Below are 16,769 nucleotides of genomic sequence, written 5' to 3'. Positions count from 1 at the left end.
GCGCGGGTTCCATCGGGGCAGCGCGGCAGGCTACTACCGGCGGGCCTGGACGCACGCGGGGTTCTTGCATCGGGGGCGCACGAGCGAGCCCGGGACGTATCGCATCCCGGAGATGCGGACCGTCAGCGCCGGGTTTCCATTCCACGCTGCCTTGAGGCGCGTGGGCCCCGCTTGAGCTGGCTTGGTACGTGGGCAATCCCGGAGGCGCGTGGCCGTTGGCGCCGGGTTTCCATGCCACGCAGCCTGGACGCCCGTGGGCACTGCCCGGACTGGCCGCGTGCGTTGCGCCGCGTCTCACGCGATTGCCCGTTCCGGTTCACGGGTGTGATGCGTGGAGGTGATTCAGCCGATGGGCGCCGCTCCGAGGGACGGGGGGCCGCCCGGCTTCCTGGTGCTTTCCGCCGGGCCCAGGCATGCGAGAGTCCAGTCCCGTGAGCACGAACGACCCCGCCGGGACGCTGGCCTCCACGTCCCTCCAGCGCGACGAAGCGAACCTCTGGTTCGGGATCGTCATCGCGCACGGCGCGGCGGCGATGCTCTTCTGCGCGATGGCCTTCTCCGCGGGCTTCTACCGGCTGCGCGGCTTCTGGCCTCCCGTGTCCGCGCGCCCTGGAGCGCTCGTTCCCGCGCTGGCCGGTGGGCTCCTCGTCATCGGGGTCGTGCTGCTGTACGTCGCGCTCCGACGACCAGGCCGGCTCACGTTGGCGGGCGTGCTCGGCGCCGGGGCGGGGTTCCTCGCGACGCAGGCGGCCTGGCTGCACGTGCTGTTCTGGTACCGGGACCTGCGCGTCCCCGACAGCGGCGTCTTCGCCTCGGCGCTGTATGGCCTGTCCGCGGTGCAGGCCGCGCACCTGGCGGTCGTGCTCGTGGGATTGCTGCGTGCGGGACTTCGCGTGCTGCGCGGACAGGACGCCAGCGCTCCGTTGCGGCGCGCCCTGCCCGGCTGGTGGTGTTCGACGGTGATGTACGGCGTCCTCTTCGCGGTGGTGTACCTCCCATGAAGCCCACTTCCTGCTCCACTCGTCGGTCGTTTCGTGTGCTCGCCGTGCTCGCGTTGGGGGCGCTCGCTCCCGCGTGCCGCAAGGAGACGCCCACCTTCGAGCCCCTGAAGCTCGCGGACGGCACCGTCATCCCCGCCGCGACGCTGGCTCGCGGATATGACGTCTACACGCACTACTGCGCGTCCTGTCACGGCGAGAAGGGCGACGGTCAGGGCCCCGCGGGCTCCGGGATGCGGCCTCCGCCGCGCAACTTCCACCAGGGCCTATACAAGTTCGGAGGCGTGGCGGCGGGCGAACTGCCCACCGACGACGCGCTGAAGCGCACGCTGAGACGGGGCCTGCACGGCACGCCGATGTTCGCGTGGGACGTGCCCCCGGCGGACGTGGACGCCGTGGTGCAGTACCTCAAGACCTTCAGTCCGCGCTGGAAGCAGGAGTCCCCAGGCGCGGCCCTCGCCCTGTCCGACGACCCGTGGAAGGGCCGCGCAGCCGAGGCCGTGGCGCGCGGCCGCACCGTCTACCACGTGGCCGGCAAGGGCAACGCGGGCTGCGCCAGCTGCCACGTCGCGTACCTGCCCCGAGCGGAGCTCGCCGCGCTCACGGAGAGCGTCACCGGCCGCAAGGTGAACCTGGCGAACGCGGATCCGTACACGGCGCTGCAGCGGGATTCGGACTACTCGCTCACCGTGGACGCGAAGGGCGAGGCCACGCAGTTCGCCAAGGTGCTGCCGCCGGACTTCCTCTTCCATCGCCTGCGCACCGTGTGGCCGCAGGACACCCGCGTGGAGGGCCAGCCGTACACCGCGCAGGCCCAGCGCGAGGACCTCTACCGCGTGATGGCCGCGGGCGTCGGCGGTGCGGCGATGCCGTCGTGGAAGGGCGCCATCCCGGAGGAGAACCTCTGGGCGCTCGCGTACTACGTGCAGAGCCTCATCGTGATGCACGACACCGGCGCCGCCCGCGACCTTCAGCAACGGTTGCGTGACTCGAAGGCACAGGAATAACGGATAGATGCAGCAACCTGAAAAGTGGGTCTTCCTGGGAAACTAATTCCCAGGCGTCGCGAAAATCCGGGCACTGATTCCCTCTTTTCCCGGAGTTCCATTCGTGACGACCTATTCCGTTCGCAGCGGCGACACGTTGAGCGGGCTCGCGCAGCGCTTCAGCACGTCGGTGTCTTCGCTCCAGAAGACGAACCACATCGCGAACGCGAACCTCATCCGCGTGGGCCAGAGGTTGACGGTCCCGGACGGGTTCCAGGCGGCGCCGTCGAAGGCGGGCAGCTACACGGTGCGCAGCGGGGACACGCTGAGCGGCATCGCGGGGCGGCACGGCACGACGGTGGGGGCGCTGGCGAAGGCGAACCACATCGCGAACCCGAACAAGATTTACGTGGGTCAGCGGCTGACGATTCCGGGTGCGGGTGGGGGCGCGGCGCCGGTGACGTCGAAGCCGCCGCCGTCGTCCGGAGGCGCTTCGTACACGGTGCGCAGCGGGGACACGCTGAGCGGCATCGCGGGCCGGTACGGCACGACGGTGGGGGCGTTGCAGCAGGCGAACCACATCGCGGATCCGAACAAGATCCAGGTGGGCCAGAAGCTGACGATTCCGGGCCGCACGGGTGGCTCGGGCGGGACGTCGAAGCCGCCTCCGTCGACGGGGGGCGTGGGTGGGACGCCGGGCACGTCGAGTGGGAAGGGCGGGGTGACGGTGGCGCAGCTGCGGCGGATCATGCCGAACCTGTCGCAGGCGAAGGCGGAGCAGTACCTGCCGCACCTGAACAAGGCGATGGCGGAGGCGAACATCAACACGCCTCGGCGCAAGGAGATGTTCCTGGCGCAGCTGGCGCATGAGAGCGGCGAGCTGCGCTACATGGAGGAGATCGCCTCTGGCGCCGCGTACGAGGGCCGTAAGGACCTGGGCAACACGCAGCCTGGGGACGGCAAGCGCTACAAGGGCCGGGGACCCATCCAGCTGACGGGCCGCGCGAACTACCGTGCGGCGGGCAGGGCGTTGGGAATCGACCTGGAAGGGCACCCGGAGCGCGCGAAGGATCCGGATGTCGCGTTCCGCATCGCGGGTTGGTACTGGCAGTCGCGCAACCTGAACAGCTACGCGGACGCGGGCAACTTCCGCGAGGTCACCCGCCGCATCAACGGCGGCTACAACGGCCTCGCGAGCCGCGAGATGTACTACCGCCGCGCGCAGGACGTGCTGGGCTGAGCCCGTCTGGGGAGTGGGACCCGGGTCTCACGCCCGGGCGCTCGGATGCGAAAGGGTGCCTGTGATTCCGGGCACCTGACCGTGGCGCACTGGCTGCACAGGGCACGGGCTCCTCCTTCCTCGGAGCGAGCCTGATGTCCCGAATCGATGCGCCCGGTAGCAGTCCCCTGTCCCCCGAACCCACGCTTCCTGAACCTGATGCACCCGCGCCGGAACTCCGCGTGGGCACGACCGCGTCCCGCAGGACCTCTGTCAGTGAAAGCAGTGCGTCCTCGCCCTCGCGCAATGAGCTGCGGCCCTATGACGGCCCCTCCGTTGCTCCTTCCTCGCCTCGTCCCTCCACGCTTGCGGATGGCCCCGCTGTGTCCGCGCGCGAGCTCGCGGCGATGGGCGGCCGGCTGCGTTCCCCCTCCGTTCCCGTCCCCGAGGACGTCTATGCCTCGCTCCGCTCGCACCTGACGCGCAGCCTGTCGAACCCCTTCCTCACCGACAGCGATGTGAAGGCCACGCATGATGCGCTCGGCTCCGTGCCTCGCGATGCGTACCGCGCCACGTTGGACCGCATGGACCGTGACGGGCTGCTCTCCACCTACGTGTCCCGGATGGAGGCTCCGTCGCGCCAGGCCTTCCTCGAACAGGCTGCATCCAACGGCGTCCTCTCGCGGCGCCCGGGCGGGGTGGAAGGACCGCTCGGCATGCCTGGACGACCGGAGACCTTCGTCAATGATCCGAAGCTCCCTGCTGCCCTTCGCGACGCCGTGAACGCTCACGCCACCGACTCCGGCCGCGCCGCTGTCGTCGCCTACGACGCCTACCTGCAACGCTACGGCGACGCCGTGGCCCAGGCCGGCAGCCTCCAGGCCCTTCGCGTGCTCGGACCTCCTCAGTCGCTGGACCTGCGTGAGACGTCGCTCGGCCTCTCCTGGTCCGACCCCCAGCGCGAACGCTACGAGTCCGAATGGAAGGCCGGCCTGGGACGCCCCCGACACTCGCTCGTCCAGGCCTACGAGACCGTCACCGCCCGCGCACAGGTCCTCTCCGGAGAACGTCCCGCCGGTGCCTTCGTCTCCGCCGAGGCGAGCGCGTCCCACGAGATGATCCAATTCAAACGCACAGCCCATGCCTCCGCGCGCGGCACCACCGACGTCCAGACGCAGGCGGGCATCGCCTCGAAGGCCGGTCCCCTGGGCCTGGAGGTGATGATGGACGCTCACGGCAAGACGGAGGCCCAGCTCCAGGTGGATCTGGGCCTCGCCAGTGTGAGCCGCGACTCGGAGGGCAAGGTGGAGCTGTCCCTGGGCGCGGGCCCTCATGCTCGCGCCCACGCGGCTCTCAACCCTCGCACCGCGGAGTTCGGTGGCGGCGTCTCCTTCGAAGTCTCCGACAAGTCCGGCCAGAGCCGCGCTGGCCTCAAGCTGGGCTACGGCCTGCGCGGCCTCACCCCCGAGCGTGCCTCCCAGGCTGTCCGCAATGATGTCCCCGGCCTCTTCAGTCGCCCCAAGGACCTGGACCCCGGCGTCTCCTGGGAGGCCCTGCCCTCGGAGCGCCGGGCCCTCTATGAACGGCAGGGCTGGACGCGCGAGGAGTGGGGCCAGGACTCGCGGCGCTGATCCACCTCGGGCGGTGCGCTCACGGAGAAGGCGCGCGCTTCGTCGGCGCCTCCTCCTCGGCTTCCGGGCGCAGGGAGATGGCGGTCCACAGCGCGAGGTGCCACGGGACGAAGATCAGGGCCACGCCATACGTGAACACGGCCAACGGGAGGGCGACCAGGATCCACAACACCGCTGCCGCCCACAGCACCACCGAGGCGATGGACTGCATGTCCCTCGACCGGGAGTGGTGGCCCATCAGGGAGAGCACGGTGAAGATCCAGAGGACCGAGCCGATGCCGAACGACACCTCGGCCGCCGCCGGCATCCGGAAGTACTGGAGGAGGAACCACACCGTCACCATGGCCGCTGACTGGTACAGCGCACTCGCCACCGCCAGGGTGACGTTGCCCGCGGTCAGCCCTGGCTCCCTGCCGTCCGCGCCCTTCGTCTCCAGCAGGTCGGGCGGCAGCTCCATCGCGTACGGATAGCCCATGGCGAGCAGGGACTCCTTCGCCGCGGCCCGCACCTTCATCCCGCCCGAACCCGTGTAGTCCCCCACCGGGTTGGCGCGGTCCAGGAGCCCCAGCAGCAGATCCGCCCGCTCCCGCGGCGGTTCGTCCGGCGCGGGCGGACGGCCCAGGCCCACGATGAGCGCGTCGATGTCCGCGCGCACCATCCCCGGCGAGCGCACCTCCTCCAGCAGAAACGTCAGCGGCGGGAACGACTCCGCCGCGATGGACTCGGGAACGTCGGCGGGCGCCTCGTCGACGGAGGAGGGCAACGGCTCGGAACGGAGGGCTTCCTGGGACATGGGTGCTCCTGGAGGACAGTCATCCTCCGGCGCAAGCCCGCGAGCAAGAGGGGCGCCCCCCACCCTCGGGTACCACGAGGAGACAGTGTCCGTGGAGCCGCCTCCGGCCCCTTCAGCGCAGGAACTTCTCCACCACCACCACGTCGTGCCACGCGCCGTCCACCCGTGCGTGCTTCTCGTGCGTGCCCACCGTGGTGAACCTCAGGCGTTCGAACAGCTTCAGGGTGTGCGACTGGTTCGCGAGGACGCAGGTGGTGAGCTTGTGGAAGCCCGCTCCTTCCGCGGCCTTCAGCAGCGCCTTCAGCAGCAGCTCGTCCACGCCCATGCCCCGGACGTCCTTCGCCACGAAGAGGCTGAAGTCCGCGATGTCCGCGTAGCACTCGCGCGAGCTGTGGGCGCGCGTGGCGGCACACCCGACGACGCGCCCGTTCTCCTCCGCCACCAGCACCGGGTGCCGTCCGTCCTCCTCGCCTTCGGACGGCGCCTCGAAGGTCGTGGGACGCCGCGAGAGCGCCGCATCCTGGAGGTCCGCGATGGCGTCCCGGTCCTCGGGCGTGGCGGGCCGCACGGTGGGCGGGGGCGGGCTCCCGCGCGGTGGCACCGGGGCCTCCAGCGGCGGCGGCGCCAGCATGACCATCAGGATGGCGCACCCCAGCGCCAGGTGCCACGGCATCAGGAGCGCCGTGACGAACTCCCCCTGGAACAGGGCCACCACGGCCAGCAACGCCCAGACCACCGCCTGGAGCAGGAACCACGCCGACGCGTCGGCCTGCCGCTTCAGGTTGCCCCTCGTGAGGCCCCACAGCGACACCAGCGAGGGGAACAACACCAGGAAGGCCACGGTGCCGTAGCCCTTGGAGAACAGCGCCCCGAAGTCCCACGGCGTCACGTTCGCGAGCGGCATCGCCCGGCGCAGCTGGTACAGCGCGCACAGCGCCACGAAGGCGGCGCTGCGCCAGCTGGGCGGTGAAGGCTCCACGGCCGCGGGAGCCGGGGCGTCGGACGCTGCCTCGCCCTCAGCCGTCGCTGTCACGGGAGGAACCAGGCCCAGCAGGGCCGCCTCGGCCTCCTGCCAGGACTGTTTCCTGGGGGCGTCGGCCGACGGCTTGGGGCGGTGGGCTTCCTGGGACATGACAGCGTCCGTCTTCCATCACCGGGCCACCCGGGAGCAAGGGGGTGGGGCCTCCGTCTGGAGGACGAGGGAGCGGCCGCCGACGGCAGGTCACCTCTCCCTCGCGTGCGCACCCTTCCCGGGCACACCCCTGATTTCTCTTTCGCGACGAGCGAGGACACCCGATGCCGATGGAACGAGCGCAGCGGTTCGTGGACGCACTGTTGAAACTGGAGGAGCACGGCGACATCGAGCCGATGGTCGCCCTCTTCGCCGACGATGCGCAGGTGAGCAACGTCGCTTCACCTCACGTCTTCTCCGGCATCGACGGCGCCCGCCGCTTCTGGACCGAGTACAAGGCCACCCTCGGACAGGTGAAGTCCACCTTCCGCAACATGATCGAATCCGGCGACCGCGTGGCCCTCGAATGGGAGACGCAGGGCACGGCGCGCAAAGGGGCCGCCGTCGCCTACGAGGGCGTCTCCATCCTCGAGTGGGACGGCGACCGGGTCCGCCGCTTCTTCGCGTACTTCGACCCGCACGCCCTGGGCCAGGAGCTCGCGCACGGCACCGCGCCACGCTCGGAGGTGCCCTCGACGACACCGGCCTGACACAGACGCAACTTCCGGCGGTCCCTGGGGTTTCTTATGGCTTCGGCCATCAGGGACATGCCGGCATCGCAAGGTTCACCCGGACCCTGTGTGCACTTCCGTGCACCCGAACCGCGAGCCGGGGTAGCCTGGAAAGACATGGCCCCCCCTTTTTTCGACGGGCCGCGTCGTCCCCCGGGAACCCCATGATGACCCGCGTCATTTCCCCCCTCCTGGCCGTCATGCTCCTGGCGGCCTCCCCCGCCGGTGCGGCCCTCGCGCCGGACGCCCCCGTGATGGTCGCCGCGGCGAAGCGCAAACCCGCGAAGCGCCAGCCCACGCCGGTACCGCCTCCCCCGCAGGAAGCCGCGCCCGCGGCGCCGGTGACGCCGGACGTCACGCCGCCCGTGTCCGCCACGCCGGAGTCCGGTTCGACGGGCTCCGCCGCGCCGCAGGACTCCAGCGCCACGCCGTCGTCCGAGCCCAGCCTGGACTTCGACCTGCTCACGCCGGAAGCGGAGGCGTCCGCGGGCCTGCTGGACCCGAACCTGCAGAAGGACCTGGAGACGCGCCGCACCATGCTCAAGCTGCACCAGGGCCTGGGCCTGGCCATGGCGGGCGGCCTCACCGCGGCCACCGTGCTGGGGCAGATCCAGTTCAGCCGTTCATTCACCGACGGCGGCGGGGATAATCGCTCGCTGCTCGCCTGGCACCGGGGCGTCGTCATCGGCACGTCGCTGCTGTTCGCCACCGTGGGCACGCTGGGCATCCTGGCGCCGGATCCGGTGGAGCGTCCGTTCCAGTGGGACACGGTGACGTTCCACAAGATCTTCATGAGCCTGGCCACCGCCGGGATGATTGCCCAGGCGGTGCTGGGCATCCTGGCCACCCACAGCTACGGCGAGATCACGGAGCCGAAGTACGCCACCGCGCACCAGGTGGTGGGCTATGCCACGTTGGGCTGCGTCGCCGCGGGCATCGTCACGCTCACTTTCTGACCCGAACCCCCCTGTCGTGAATGTCTCCTCGCGCCGGCCGTTGTGCGGAGACAAGACGTAGCCCCCTCTGGAGGACGCCGTGATTGCTCGACGACTCGTTCTTTCCGCTGCCCTGCTGCTCGCGCTCCCCGCCGCCGCGCAGAACGCGAAGATGTACTCGGTGAAGAAGGACGCCAGCTCCCTCACCTACAAGCTCATCCACAAGATGCACACCGTGTCTGGCAAGGCCGCTCCCAGCGAGGGCAAGGCCGTGCTGAAGCCGGACGGCACCATCCAGGTGGCCGTGCGCGCGCAGGTGAAGGACTTCGACTCGCAGAACTCCAATCGCGACACGCACATGTTGGAGGTGACCGAGGCCGCCAAGTACCCGCTGGTGGAGGTGAAGGCCGTGGGCACCGGCGTGAAGCCGCCCGCCACCTTCCCGGGATCCGTGCCGGTCACCCTCAAGGGCAAGCTGACCTTCCACGGCGTGACGAAGGACGTCGAAATCCCCATGACGGTGAAGTTCGACTCCGCCACGCAGGTGACGGCGGACGGGTCCTTCAAGATCAGCCTGGAGGGCTACAACATCGAACGGCCCACGCTGCTGCTGGTGAAGGTGGAAGACGAGCTGGTGCTGGAGCCGCACCTCGTCTTCACGGAGGGCACGTGAGCTCGTCGCGTCGAGACTTCTTCAAGAAGCTGCTGGGAACGGGCGTGGTCGTGGCGGGCCTGCCGCCCGCGTGCGCGCCGAACATCGACCCCTCGCCCGTGCTGGACGTGACCACGCCCGGCGAGGACGGCATCGTGTCGCTGGTGGTGCAGCGCTATCCGGACCTGTCCCGCGCGGGCGGCTCGGTGACGCTGCGCTTCCCGAAGGAATCCGGGCAGGAGAACCTGCTGGTGGTGCACCCGTCCGCGGACACCTACGCGGTGCTGTCCGCTACGTGCACCCACGTGGGCTGCCCCATGGGCTTCGACGGGACGGAGGCCGTGTGCCCCTGCCACCTGTCGAAGTTCAACGTGACGGATGGCAAGGTGACGCAGGAGCCCGCCACGGTGCCGCTCAAGACGTACGTGGCCACGTACAACGCGGGCACGCAGGTGCTGAGCATCAACCTCAAGGCCGGCAGCGACAACTTCCCTTCGGTGGTCGACGGGAAGGTGACGCTCACCTTCGCTGAGTTCCCCGACCTCCAGAGCACGGGCGGCATGGTGAGCGGCAACCCCACCGGCTACGGCAAGACCATCTTCGTCTTCAAGCTGGCGGACGGCTCCTACTCCGCGGTGGATTCCGTCTGCACGCACCAGGGCTGTGAAGTGGGCTTCGATGCGGGCCTCGACGAGCTGCTCTGCCCGTGCCACGCGTCCACGTTCAGCAAGACGGGCGTGGTCGACCCCGGGGGCGCGGCGACGGTGAACCTGAAGACGTTCACCACGACTGCGGACGCGTCCGGCGTGGTCGTCTCCATCGCCTGATTCACGGGTGCCAGGACGGGAGGCTCTCGAGCCTCCCGTCTCCTCGGGCCGGGTCTCAGCGCAGCCGGCTCCAGAACGAGCGCCGGGACGAGATGCGCTCCAGTGCCTCCTGCAGCTCCTCGTCCTGATCCGCGCGGCTGGCGATGTCCCCCAGCGCGATGATGCCCACCAGCCTGTCGTCGGGCTCCACCACGGGGATGCGGCGCACCTGGCGGCGGCCCATCAGCTCGATGACGCCGTGCAGGTCCTCCTCCGGCAGCACCGCCTCCAGGTCCTCCGTCATCACGTCCGCGGCGCGCAGGCCGTCCACTGCGCGTTGACCGGCGAAGGCGCGCAGCGCCAGGTCGCGGTCCGTGACCAGTCCCAGCAGCCGTCCCTCCTCGTCCACGATGGGCACCACGCCGCAGTCCTCGTCCCGCATCAACTGCGCCACCTCACGCAGGGAGCTGTCGCGGCGGGCCGTGCGCACCTGGCGGGTCATGATGTCGCGCGCGGAGAGCGGCTCGCGCTTCCAGCGGCGGAGCGAAGGCGCGGACGCGGTGGACGGGGCGCGGGATGCGCGGAGCCTCGGGTCCAGGGGGAAGGTCTCCTCCCGACGAGGGGCCTGCCGTTCGCGCAGGCCCGGATCCTCGCGCCACGCCGATGCCTCGCGGCGCGGACGGTCGCGCAACAGGGGCTCCTCGCCGCCGTAGCCGCTGCGGTCCCACTCGCGGTAGTCGGCGCGCTGGGGCTGCATCTCCTGGACGGTGTCGTCGCCCTGGGTGCGCCGGGGGCCCGCGCCGTTGGCGTAGCGCACGTCCCGGTCGTCTCGGCCGTAGGGGCCGGTGGTGCCGCCGTCGCGCTCGCCCTCTCGGTCCGCGCGCCAGGTGCCCGTGTCGTCCACGTCCGTGCGCACGCGGCCCAGGCGCCACGCGGCGGCGCGGTGGAAGCGCCCCTGGCGGTCGGCGGGCGGCTCGTCGCGCGCGGGACTCCAACCGCTCACGTCTGACTCCGCGCGCTCGCGCGAGCCCGGCGGCGCCACGTCCGGTGAGCGGTGCGTGGCCATGGCGTCGGTGGGAGGCGTGGAGATGTCCGCGCGCCCCAGGTCATGCCTGCCGTTTCCGTTGCTGTAGTCCTTGGTGCCCATGTGCGTCGCAAGCCTCCTCGACTTGCGAACATGGGAAGCGCGCCCGGACGCGCAAAGCTCCAGCCGGACAGGTGCGGCGCCGCTCGCCCGTCCGCCCTGGCACGGGAGGCATCCCAAGCGGGACGTCAGACGACGGTGAGCGCGTCTCCCAGGTGCACCAGCCCCCGGAAGTCCTCCAGGTCCGCGCCCGCGTCCGGCGCGGCGATGGCCAGCGCGCCCCGGGGCAGCCCTTCGGCCAGCCTCGCCAGCAGCGAGCGGTGCGCCGTCGCGCGCGCGTCCTCCTCGCCCGCCAGGTGCTCCAGCGCGCTGACGGCGTCCGTGTCCGCGGCGTTGTTCGCGTGCGGCTTCAGCGCGGCGGCCGGAGCCAGGCCGTCATCCCGCGCCCAGCTGCGGTTGAGCACGTAGCCCGCGAAGGGCAGCCCCTTGGCCTGGAGCGCCTCCTGGAAGAAGGTGGCCTCGCGCAGCGCGGCGGCCTCCGGCGACGTGACGAGCAGGAACGCCGCGTCCTTCGACGACAGGTGCTCCCGCAGCCGGTCCGCGTGCAGGCGGATGCCGGCGAACAGGCCTCCGAAGGCGGAGACGAAGGAGCGCATCTCCTGCGCGAAGCCGCCGCCGAAGACGCCGTCCAGCACCTTGCCCACCAGCGCCTGCGCGCCCTGCCACAGCCGGCTCGCGCGGCCCGACTCCTGGCCGAAGAGGGAGATGATCCGCTCGTCCAGGAAGCGCGACAGCCGGCCCGGGGCGTCCAGGAAGTCCAGCGCGTGGCGGCTGGGCGGGGTGTCCAGGACGATGAGGTCGTAGTGGCCTTCCGCGATGAAGCCGTCCAGCGCCTCCGCGGCGGCGTACTCCTGCACGCCCGCGACCAGCTCCGACAGGAAGCGGTACAGGCGGTGCTCCAGGATGGTGCGCGCGGCGCTCTCCGTGGCGGACATCCGGCGCACCATGCGCTCGAAGACGATGCGCGGCTCCAGCATCCACACGTCCAGCCGGCCCTCGCCTCGCGGGCCGTCCGCGTACAGGCGCTCTGGCGGCACGGTGGTGGGCTCCGCGCCGTTCTCCTTCAGCCCCATGGCCTCCGCCAGCCGCCGCGCCGGGTCGATGGTGAGCACCAGCACCTTGCGCCCCGAGCGCGCCGCGGCCACGCCCAGCGCCGCCGCCGTCGTCGTCTTGCCCACGCCACCCGCGCCGCACAGCACGAGGATCCGCTTGTCGCGCAGCATGCCGTCCAGGTTCATGGCGTGGCCTCCCGGCCGTCGTGGGACGCGGCTCCTTCGAGTGTGGACTCCAGGAGCTCCGCCAGCCGCTCCACCAGCGCCACGCCCGTCAGCGCCAGCTCCGGCAGCCCCCAGTGGGGCACGCTCACGCCCGCCGCCAGCCGCTGCCGGGCCAGCCGCGCGCGCTCCAGCCGCTCCAGCGCCCGCTGCCCCCGGTGCGGCCCGTGCGTCTCCAGGAGCCGCTCCAGCGCCGCGCGAGACTCCGGCGTGAAGGGGTCCTCCGGCATGCGGTTGAGCACCGCGGCGGACAGGGGCAGGCCCACTTCCTTGAGCTCGCCCACCAGCGCCAGCGTCTCGCTCACGGGCAGGGGCTCCGGCAGCGTGGTGAGCACCACGCCCGTGCGCGCGGGGTCCTGGAGCAGGTCCAGCCCTTCACGCACCGCGCGGCCCACGGGACCGCCCGGCATCAGCGACAGGATGCTCCGGGGCAGCGTGGCCAGCGCCAGCGCGTGGCCCGTCGCGGGCAGGTCCACCACCGTGAGTGGGTGCACCCTGCGGCCGTCCGGGTGCGTGAGGCGCAGGAGCGCCAGGAGCTGGAACATCAGCCCCATCTCCTTGAGCGCGGGGCCCGCCTCCAGGAAGCGCCGCAGCGCCCTCGAGCGCAGCGCGGCCTCCGCCAGCCACTTCACGGGCAGGGTCTCCTCCAGGAAGAGCCGGTGGCCCTCCTGCGCGGACAGCCGCACGAAGGACAGGTTCGGCCCCACCGGCACCACGCGTGGCCCGGCCTCCTTCGCGCCCACCAGCCCCGAGAGCGTGGACGGGCCGCCCTCGTCCGGGGACAGCTCCGCCAGCAGCACCGGCCGGCCCGCGCGCGCCGCCGCCACCGCCAGCGTCGCGGAGAGCGTCGTCTTGCCCACGCCGCCCTTGCCCGACACGAGCACGGCGCGTCTGCTCCACAAGGACTCCAGCACCACGCCCCCATCCTCCGCGCCAGCGGCGCGACCCTTCACGGTGAGCAAGGAAGCGCGTCCCGACAACCGGCCGGGGATGCGCCCAGGGGCGACCGTCCGTCAGGCCGCCCGCTCCACGAGCATAGCGGCTTTCCGCCCACGCCCCGTCGCGCCTTCACCGCGCTGACCCGTCCGTGACACAGCCAGGGCCGTGCCGCGCTCGGGACGCCTTGACACGATGTGCGGGGATTGACCCGGCCCGGGAGGACACGTGGCGTGCGCGTGCGCGTGACCCTGAGGGTTGGACGGGCGGATTCCCTCGGAAAGAAGGGGGCACGGACTGGTGACGGGCCCCGGGTTTTGGGTACCCTGAGGCCCTCTGCGTGGGAGAGGGCATGGCGGTGATGCGGGAGTGGGTCTTCGGGACACAGCGTGTCTCGCTGGAGGACTCCGACATCCTCTGGACGAAGGTCCGGGGATCGTTTTCAGAGACGGATGTGCGGGAGCTGGTGGACGTGTTCCACGAGCTGGGGGCGGGCCCGGACAAGCCCCTGTACCTCGTCGTGGACTTGAGCAGCTCCGAGGGGCTGTCGGTCGCGCCGCGCAAGTACCTGGCCGAACACGTGCGTCCCGCGTGGTTCCGCGCGGTCGTCTTCTTCGGCGCCAAGCGCACGCATCGCGAGGTGCTGCGCGCGCTCGTGGTGGCGCTCAACTTCATCGGTGGCGCGAAGCTGGAGGCGGAGTTCGTGGACTCGGAGGCCCAGGCCCGCGCGTTTCTGGAAGCCCACCGGCGCCGTCAGGAAGCGGCGCCTCGCTGACGGCGTAGGGGGCCCGTCAGTGGACGGCCCAGCGCTCGGCGATCTCCTCGCACGCGAGCACCACGTCGCCCAGCCGGCGGATGTGCGCGCGCGGCGCGACGAACAGCGAGCCCGCGAACACGTCCACCACGGTCATCAGACGGTGGTCCGCCGGGCCCAGCCGGCACAGGTGCTGCTCAGAGAAGCGCTGCAGCAGCGTGCCAATGTACTGGCCGCTCCGCTCGTCCAGCGGCTGCGTCTTGGAGAAGTAGAGCTTCATCAACCCCACGCGCGGGTTGCCGTGCTTGTCCAACCGCTGCACCACCACCTCCGGGCGCACGCTGATGGTGACGCCGGCCATCTCCAGCACGGGCGGCTCCGCGCCCACCGCGCTGATGATGGCGTCGTCCAAATCCAACCACGGCACCAGGTCCGCGAAGCGCTCCAGCGCTTCCGAACACAGTTGCATGCGCTGCGCCTCGAACTCCGTCTGCGGCACCGCGCAGGCGAACCGGCGCTGGGACTCCCGCAGCACGTTCATGTCCAGGCCCCGGCAGAGGAAGTCCGTGATGGCGTGGGACGCCTCCGGATAGCGCAGGTACTGGGCATCCGGCGGGTGCTTCTGGTCGTGGATGATGCGCTTGCGGCGGGCGGGCGTGGCGACCAGGTACTCGCCCAACTTGTTCACCGAGACGCGCGGCAGTTCACGGGTTTCCGTCATGGTGTTTCCCCCTCAGGAATGCTGTCGGAATGGGTACACAGTACAGAGGGGGTCTGACATCCAATGGACAGCCAGACCTTGTACGGAAGGGCAGGGGCGCTTCCCTGGACTGGAGGGGTCCGGCGTAGGGTTCTTTCCAGTCGCTGGGGGGAGGACCGCATGGAGCAACAGATTCGCGAGTGGACGTGTGGCGCGCACCGGATTCGCATGACGGCGCCAGACGTGTTGCACACGAAGTACACGGGCGTCGTGGGGTTGCAGGACGCGAAGTGGGCGCTGCGCGTCTACGAGGAGATGGCGGCGCAGGGGCCGTTCTACCTGGTGGCGGAGGTGCCGGGCTCGGAGCTGCCCGCCGAGTCGCGCAAGTACCTGGCCAACAACGTGCGCGCGGAGTGGATGCGCTCGGTGGTGTACGTGGGGTCCGACCTGTCACAGCGCGTGGTGGGCAAGGCCATGTCCGTGGCCATGCTGCTCACGGGCCATGCGGCCAGCTTCGACACGGTCTTCGTGGACACGATGGCGCAGGCCGACGCGTGGGTGGACGCGCACCGGTTGGATCACGCCCCGCGCCGCGTGGGCTGAAAGCCGCGGGCATCCGGACGTGACAAAGGGCCAGGACGGGGCGGAAAAGCCCGGTTCCTGGCCCTCGGTGTTTCATGATGCGGGTTTCAGCGCTCGCGGTCCGGGATGCGGTCCGGGTGGCCGTAGCGGTACACGTCGGACACCGGGTTGGTGCCCGCGTCGCTGCGAGGTCCGTCGCCGTCCGGCATGTCGTCGAGCGATGCCCCCGGGGCGCGCTCGCGAGGGTCATACGGACGCAGGCCGCTGGCGTCGTGGAGGCGCAGGTCGCGGTCGTCGGCGTCGTCCCCGGCGCGGAGGTGGATGCCCTTCTCGTCGGCCTCGGTCAGCTCGCTGCGGGGCTCGCGCTCGTCGTCTGCTTCGTCGGAGCGCTGGGGTTTCGGATCCTCATGGGGCGCGGAGCCCTGGCCTTCGCGCGGGGGCTCGCCGTCTTGCCGCGGAGTTGTCGGACGCCCGTAGAAATCCTCGGCGGGCTGCGGGGGTGCGGGACGCTTGTCGTTGCTGGCCATGAAGGATTCCCTCCGTCGGAGGAGGTTCGTCATCGCCCCCTGTGTCCGGCAACCCGCTCCGGAATCGCCCGCCCGGGCCTGGAGGGCGGGCAGCCAGGCGTCAGGGCCCTCCCGAGCACGCGGGCTCCTTGTCCTGATCGAAATCGCGATCCGAGTCGGTGGCCCGCGGGCGATCCGACAGGGCGGCCCATGACAGGCTTGAAGGGGCGCCGCTTCCGGTCAGGCTTCGTCGTCCGGCAAGAGCGTCCGGAGAAGCTCGTCGTCGGGACCGAGCGGACGCCATCCAGCGGGGGGAGGGTTGGCGAGCAACGCATCTCCGACCCGCTTCGCACGCCCCTTATGCGTCTCGGGGGTATAGGCGATCCAGCGACCAAGCGCCTTGGCGACGGCGAATCGGTTCTCGTCGTCAAGCACACTCGGCCATCCGTCGGGAAGGCTTTGAGTCAGCATGCGCGCGAGAACATCACGCACAAAGCGCGTCACCTGCTTGTGCTGCTCCGCCTCGTAGAGCAAAGCACTCAAGAGCTGTACCCCTGCAACGTCATCCGGTCCCAGCTCTTCGGCCAGAGCCACTAACGATACGGTAGGACGAGCATTTGCAAAGGCGGTGAGTGACTCGTACCCACGCTTGCGTACCCGTTCGTACAGGCGTGCCGTGATGTTGCCCCGCCAGGCTTCTCCGCCGCTCATCGACTTCTCCCGGTGACGAAGTTCATCGGGACTCTGTACTCCTTCATGTTCTCCGCAACGATGTTCAGGACCTGGCTCCTCGTCAACCTCCGGGCAGCCAGGTTCTCCGCTTCGCGTAGAGCCTCCATGATCAGCCGATTCCACTCACCGGGCCATGTGCGCCCCAGTTTCCAGTTCCCCCCACCGTGAATGGCCTCGTGGTGGGCCTGCTCCAACCGGACGCAGAACTGGTCGATGTCCATGTCGCCCTTGAAGCCGCGTTGCTCGAACCACTCGCGGTGCTCTTGCGGGAGCACATGGTGCTTCGGGGCGTCCGACATGCCCGCCCCCGCCCTGCCCGTCACGCGCATGCCGCGCACCTCCGGGCTGTCCCCCAGCGCGTCGCGCACGCCCTTGGGG

General features: G+C 70.7%; 19 protein-coding genes. 10 read left to right on the top strand and 9 right to left on the bottom strand.

Annotation, left to right across the window (positions count from 1 at the left end):
- The first annotated feature begins 431 nt into the window (after positions 1 to 431).
- From D7V77_RS19105 to D7V77_RS19090, 4 genes are all read left to right on the top strand, one after another.
- Positions 432 to 1,001, top strand: coding sequence for a hypothetical protein (locus D7V77_RS19105; RefSeq protein ID WP_120577720.1), 570 nt, complete (start codon positions 432 to 434; stop codon positions 999 to 1,001).
- Positions 998 to 2,005 carry a cytochrome c gene (locus D7V77_RS19100; protein WP_120577719.1) on the top strand — a complete coding sequence of 336 codons (1,008 nt, stop codon included), beginning with the start codon at positions 998 to 1,000 and terminating at the stop codon, positions 2,003 to 2,005. Before D7V77_RS19105 ends, D7V77_RS19100 begins: the two co-directional genes overlap by 4 nt.
- Positions 2,006 to 2,108: 103 nt before the next feature.
- Positions 2,109 to 3,224: a LysM peptidoglycan-binding domain-containing protein gene (locus D7V77_RS19095; protein WP_120577718.1), complete on the top strand. Its 1,116-nt coding sequence runs from the start codon at positions 2,109 to 2,111 to the stop codon at positions 3,222 to 3,224.
- 362 nt (positions 3,225 to 3,586) lie between these two features.
- Positions 3,587 to 4,834, top strand: coding sequence for a hypothetical protein (locus D7V77_RS19090; protein ID WP_120577717.1), 1,248 nt, complete (start codon positions 3,587 to 3,589; stop codon positions 4,832 to 4,834).
- 19 nt (positions 4,835 to 4,853) lie between these two features.
- Here D7V77_RS19090 and D7V77_RS19085 read toward each other — a convergent pair whose 3' ends face one another.
- Positions 4,854 to 5,627 carry a hypothetical protein gene (locus tag D7V77_RS19085; protein ID WP_120577716.1) on the bottom strand — a complete coding sequence of 258 codons (774 nt, stop codon included), beginning with the start codon at positions 5,625 to 5,627 and terminating at the stop codon, positions 4,854 to 4,856.
- Between the two features lie 112 nt (positions 5,628 to 5,739).
- Positions 5,740 to 6,759, bottom strand: coding sequence for a GNAT family N-acetyltransferase (locus D7V77_RS19080; RefSeq protein ID WP_120577715.1), 1,020 nt, complete (start codon positions 6,757 to 6,759; stop codon positions 5,740 to 5,742).
- A gap of 164 nt (positions 6,760 to 6,923) precedes the next feature.
- On the opposite strand from D7V77_RS19080, the gene D7V77_RS19075 reads away from it, so the two are divergent.
- The 4 genes from D7V77_RS19075 to D7V77_RS19060 all read left to right on the top strand — a co-directional run bounded on the left by D7V77_RS19075 (position 6,924) and on the right by D7V77_RS19060 (position 9,784).
- Positions 6,924 to 7,349 carry a nuclear transport factor 2 family protein gene (locus tag D7V77_RS19075; protein ID WP_120577714.1) on the top strand — a complete coding sequence of 142 codons (426 nt, stop codon included), beginning with the start codon at positions 6,924 to 6,926 and terminating at the stop codon, positions 7,347 to 7,349.
- 185 nt (positions 7,350 to 7,534) lie between these two features.
- Positions 7,535 to 8,326 carry a hypothetical protein gene (locus tag D7V77_RS19070; protein WP_120577713.1) on the top strand — a complete coding sequence of 264 codons (792 nt, stop codon included), beginning with the start codon at positions 7,535 to 7,537 and terminating at the stop codon, positions 8,324 to 8,326.
- Between the two features lie 79 nt (positions 8,327 to 8,405).
- Positions 8,406 to 8,978 (top strand): YceI family protein, encoded by a 573-nt coding sequence (locus D7V77_RS19065; protein ID WP_120577712.1) that lies wholly within the window; start codon positions 8,406 to 8,408, stop codon positions 8,976 to 8,978.
- Complete coding sequence (locus D7V77_RS19060) at positions 8,975 to 9,784, top strand: Rieske (2Fe-2S) protein (protein WP_120577711.1); 810 nt, start codon at positions 8,975 to 8,977, stop codon at positions 9,782 to 9,784. Before D7V77_RS19065 ends, D7V77_RS19060 begins: the two co-directional genes overlap by 4 nt.
- Positions 9,785 to 9,839: 55 nt before the next feature.
- Here D7V77_RS19060 and D7V77_RS19055 read toward each other — a convergent pair whose 3' ends face one another.
- The 3 genes from D7V77_RS19055 to D7V77_RS19045 all read right to left on the bottom strand — a co-directional run bounded on the left by D7V77_RS19055 (position 9,840) and on the right by D7V77_RS19045 (position 13,095).
- The gene (locus D7V77_RS19055; RefSeq protein WP_169819932.1) at positions 9,840 to 10,910 is read right to left on the bottom strand and encodes a CBS domain-containing protein; all 1,071 of its coding nucleotides are present in this window, start codon (positions 10,908 to 10,910) and stop codon (positions 9,840 to 9,842) included.
- Positions 10,911 to 11,035: 125 nt separating this feature from the next.
- Complete coding sequence (locus D7V77_RS19050; RefSeq protein ID WP_120577710.1) at positions 11,036 to 12,145, bottom strand: ArsA-related P-loop ATPase; 1,110 nt, start codon at positions 12,143 to 12,145, stop codon at positions 11,036 to 11,038.
- Positions 12,142 to 13,095 carry an ArsA family ATPase gene (locus tag D7V77_RS19045; protein WP_368666192.1) on the bottom strand — a complete coding sequence of 318 codons (954 nt, stop codon included), beginning with the start codon at positions 13,093 to 13,095 and terminating at the stop codon, positions 12,142 to 12,144. Before D7V77_RS19045 ends, D7V77_RS19050 begins: the two co-directional genes overlap by 4 nt.
- Positions 13,096 to 13,469: 374 nt before the next feature.
- On the opposite strand from D7V77_RS19045, the gene D7V77_RS19040 reads away from it, so the two are divergent.
- Positions 13,470 to 13,892 (top strand): STAS/SEC14 domain-containing protein, encoded by a 423-nt coding sequence (locus D7V77_RS19040; RefSeq protein WP_126935837.1) that lies wholly within the window; start codon positions 13,470 to 13,472, stop codon positions 13,890 to 13,892.
- Between the two features lie 16 nt (positions 13,893 to 13,908).
- Here the strand turns inward: D7V77_RS19040 and D7V77_RS19035 are convergent, their stop codons facing one another.
- The gene (locus D7V77_RS19035; RefSeq protein WP_120577708.1) at positions 13,909 to 14,592 is read right to left on the bottom strand and encodes a hypothetical protein; all 684 of its coding nucleotides are present in this window, start codon (positions 14,590 to 14,592) and stop codon (positions 13,909 to 13,911) included.
- Positions 14,593 to 14,751: 159 nt separating this feature from the next.
- Between D7V77_RS19035 and D7V77_RS19030 the strand changes: the two genes are divergently transcribed.
- Positions 14,752 to 15,174, top strand: a complete 423-nt coding sequence (locus D7V77_RS19030; protein WP_120564542.1) for an STAS/SEC14 domain-containing protein — start codon at positions 14,752 to 14,754, stop codon at positions 15,172 to 15,174.
- A gap of 86 nt (positions 15,175 to 15,260) precedes the next feature.
- Here D7V77_RS19030 and D7V77_RS19025 read toward each other — a convergent pair whose 3' ends face one another.
- The 3 genes from D7V77_RS19025 to D7V77_RS19015 form a co-directional block, all read right to left on the bottom strand.
- Positions 15,261 to 15,680 (bottom strand): hypothetical protein, encoded by a 420-nt coding sequence (locus D7V77_RS19025; protein ID WP_120577734.1) that lies wholly within the window; start codon positions 15,678 to 15,680, stop codon positions 15,261 to 15,263.
- A gap of 219 nt (positions 15,681 to 15,899) precedes the next feature.
- A complete protein-coding gene (locus tag D7V77_RS19020; protein WP_120577707.1) occupies positions 15,900 to 16,370 on the bottom strand; it encodes an NUDIX hydrolase in 471 nt (156 codons plus the stop codon).
- Positions 16,367 to 16,769: DUF2380 domain-containing protein (locus tag D7V77_RS19015; protein ID WP_120577706.1), on the bottom strand; the 403-nt coding region annotated here is incomplete at its 5' end. The genes D7V77_RS19015 and D7V77_RS19020, both read right to left, overlap by 4 nt.

It is taken from the genome of Corallococcus sp. CA041A (genome assembly GCF_003612075.1).
In the GTDB taxonomy this organism is placed as follows: Bacteria; Myxococcota; Myxococcia; order Myxococcales; family Myxococcaceae; genus Corallococcus; species Corallococcus exiguus.
This window is presented reverse-complemented; position numbering and strand designations above follow the sequence as displayed.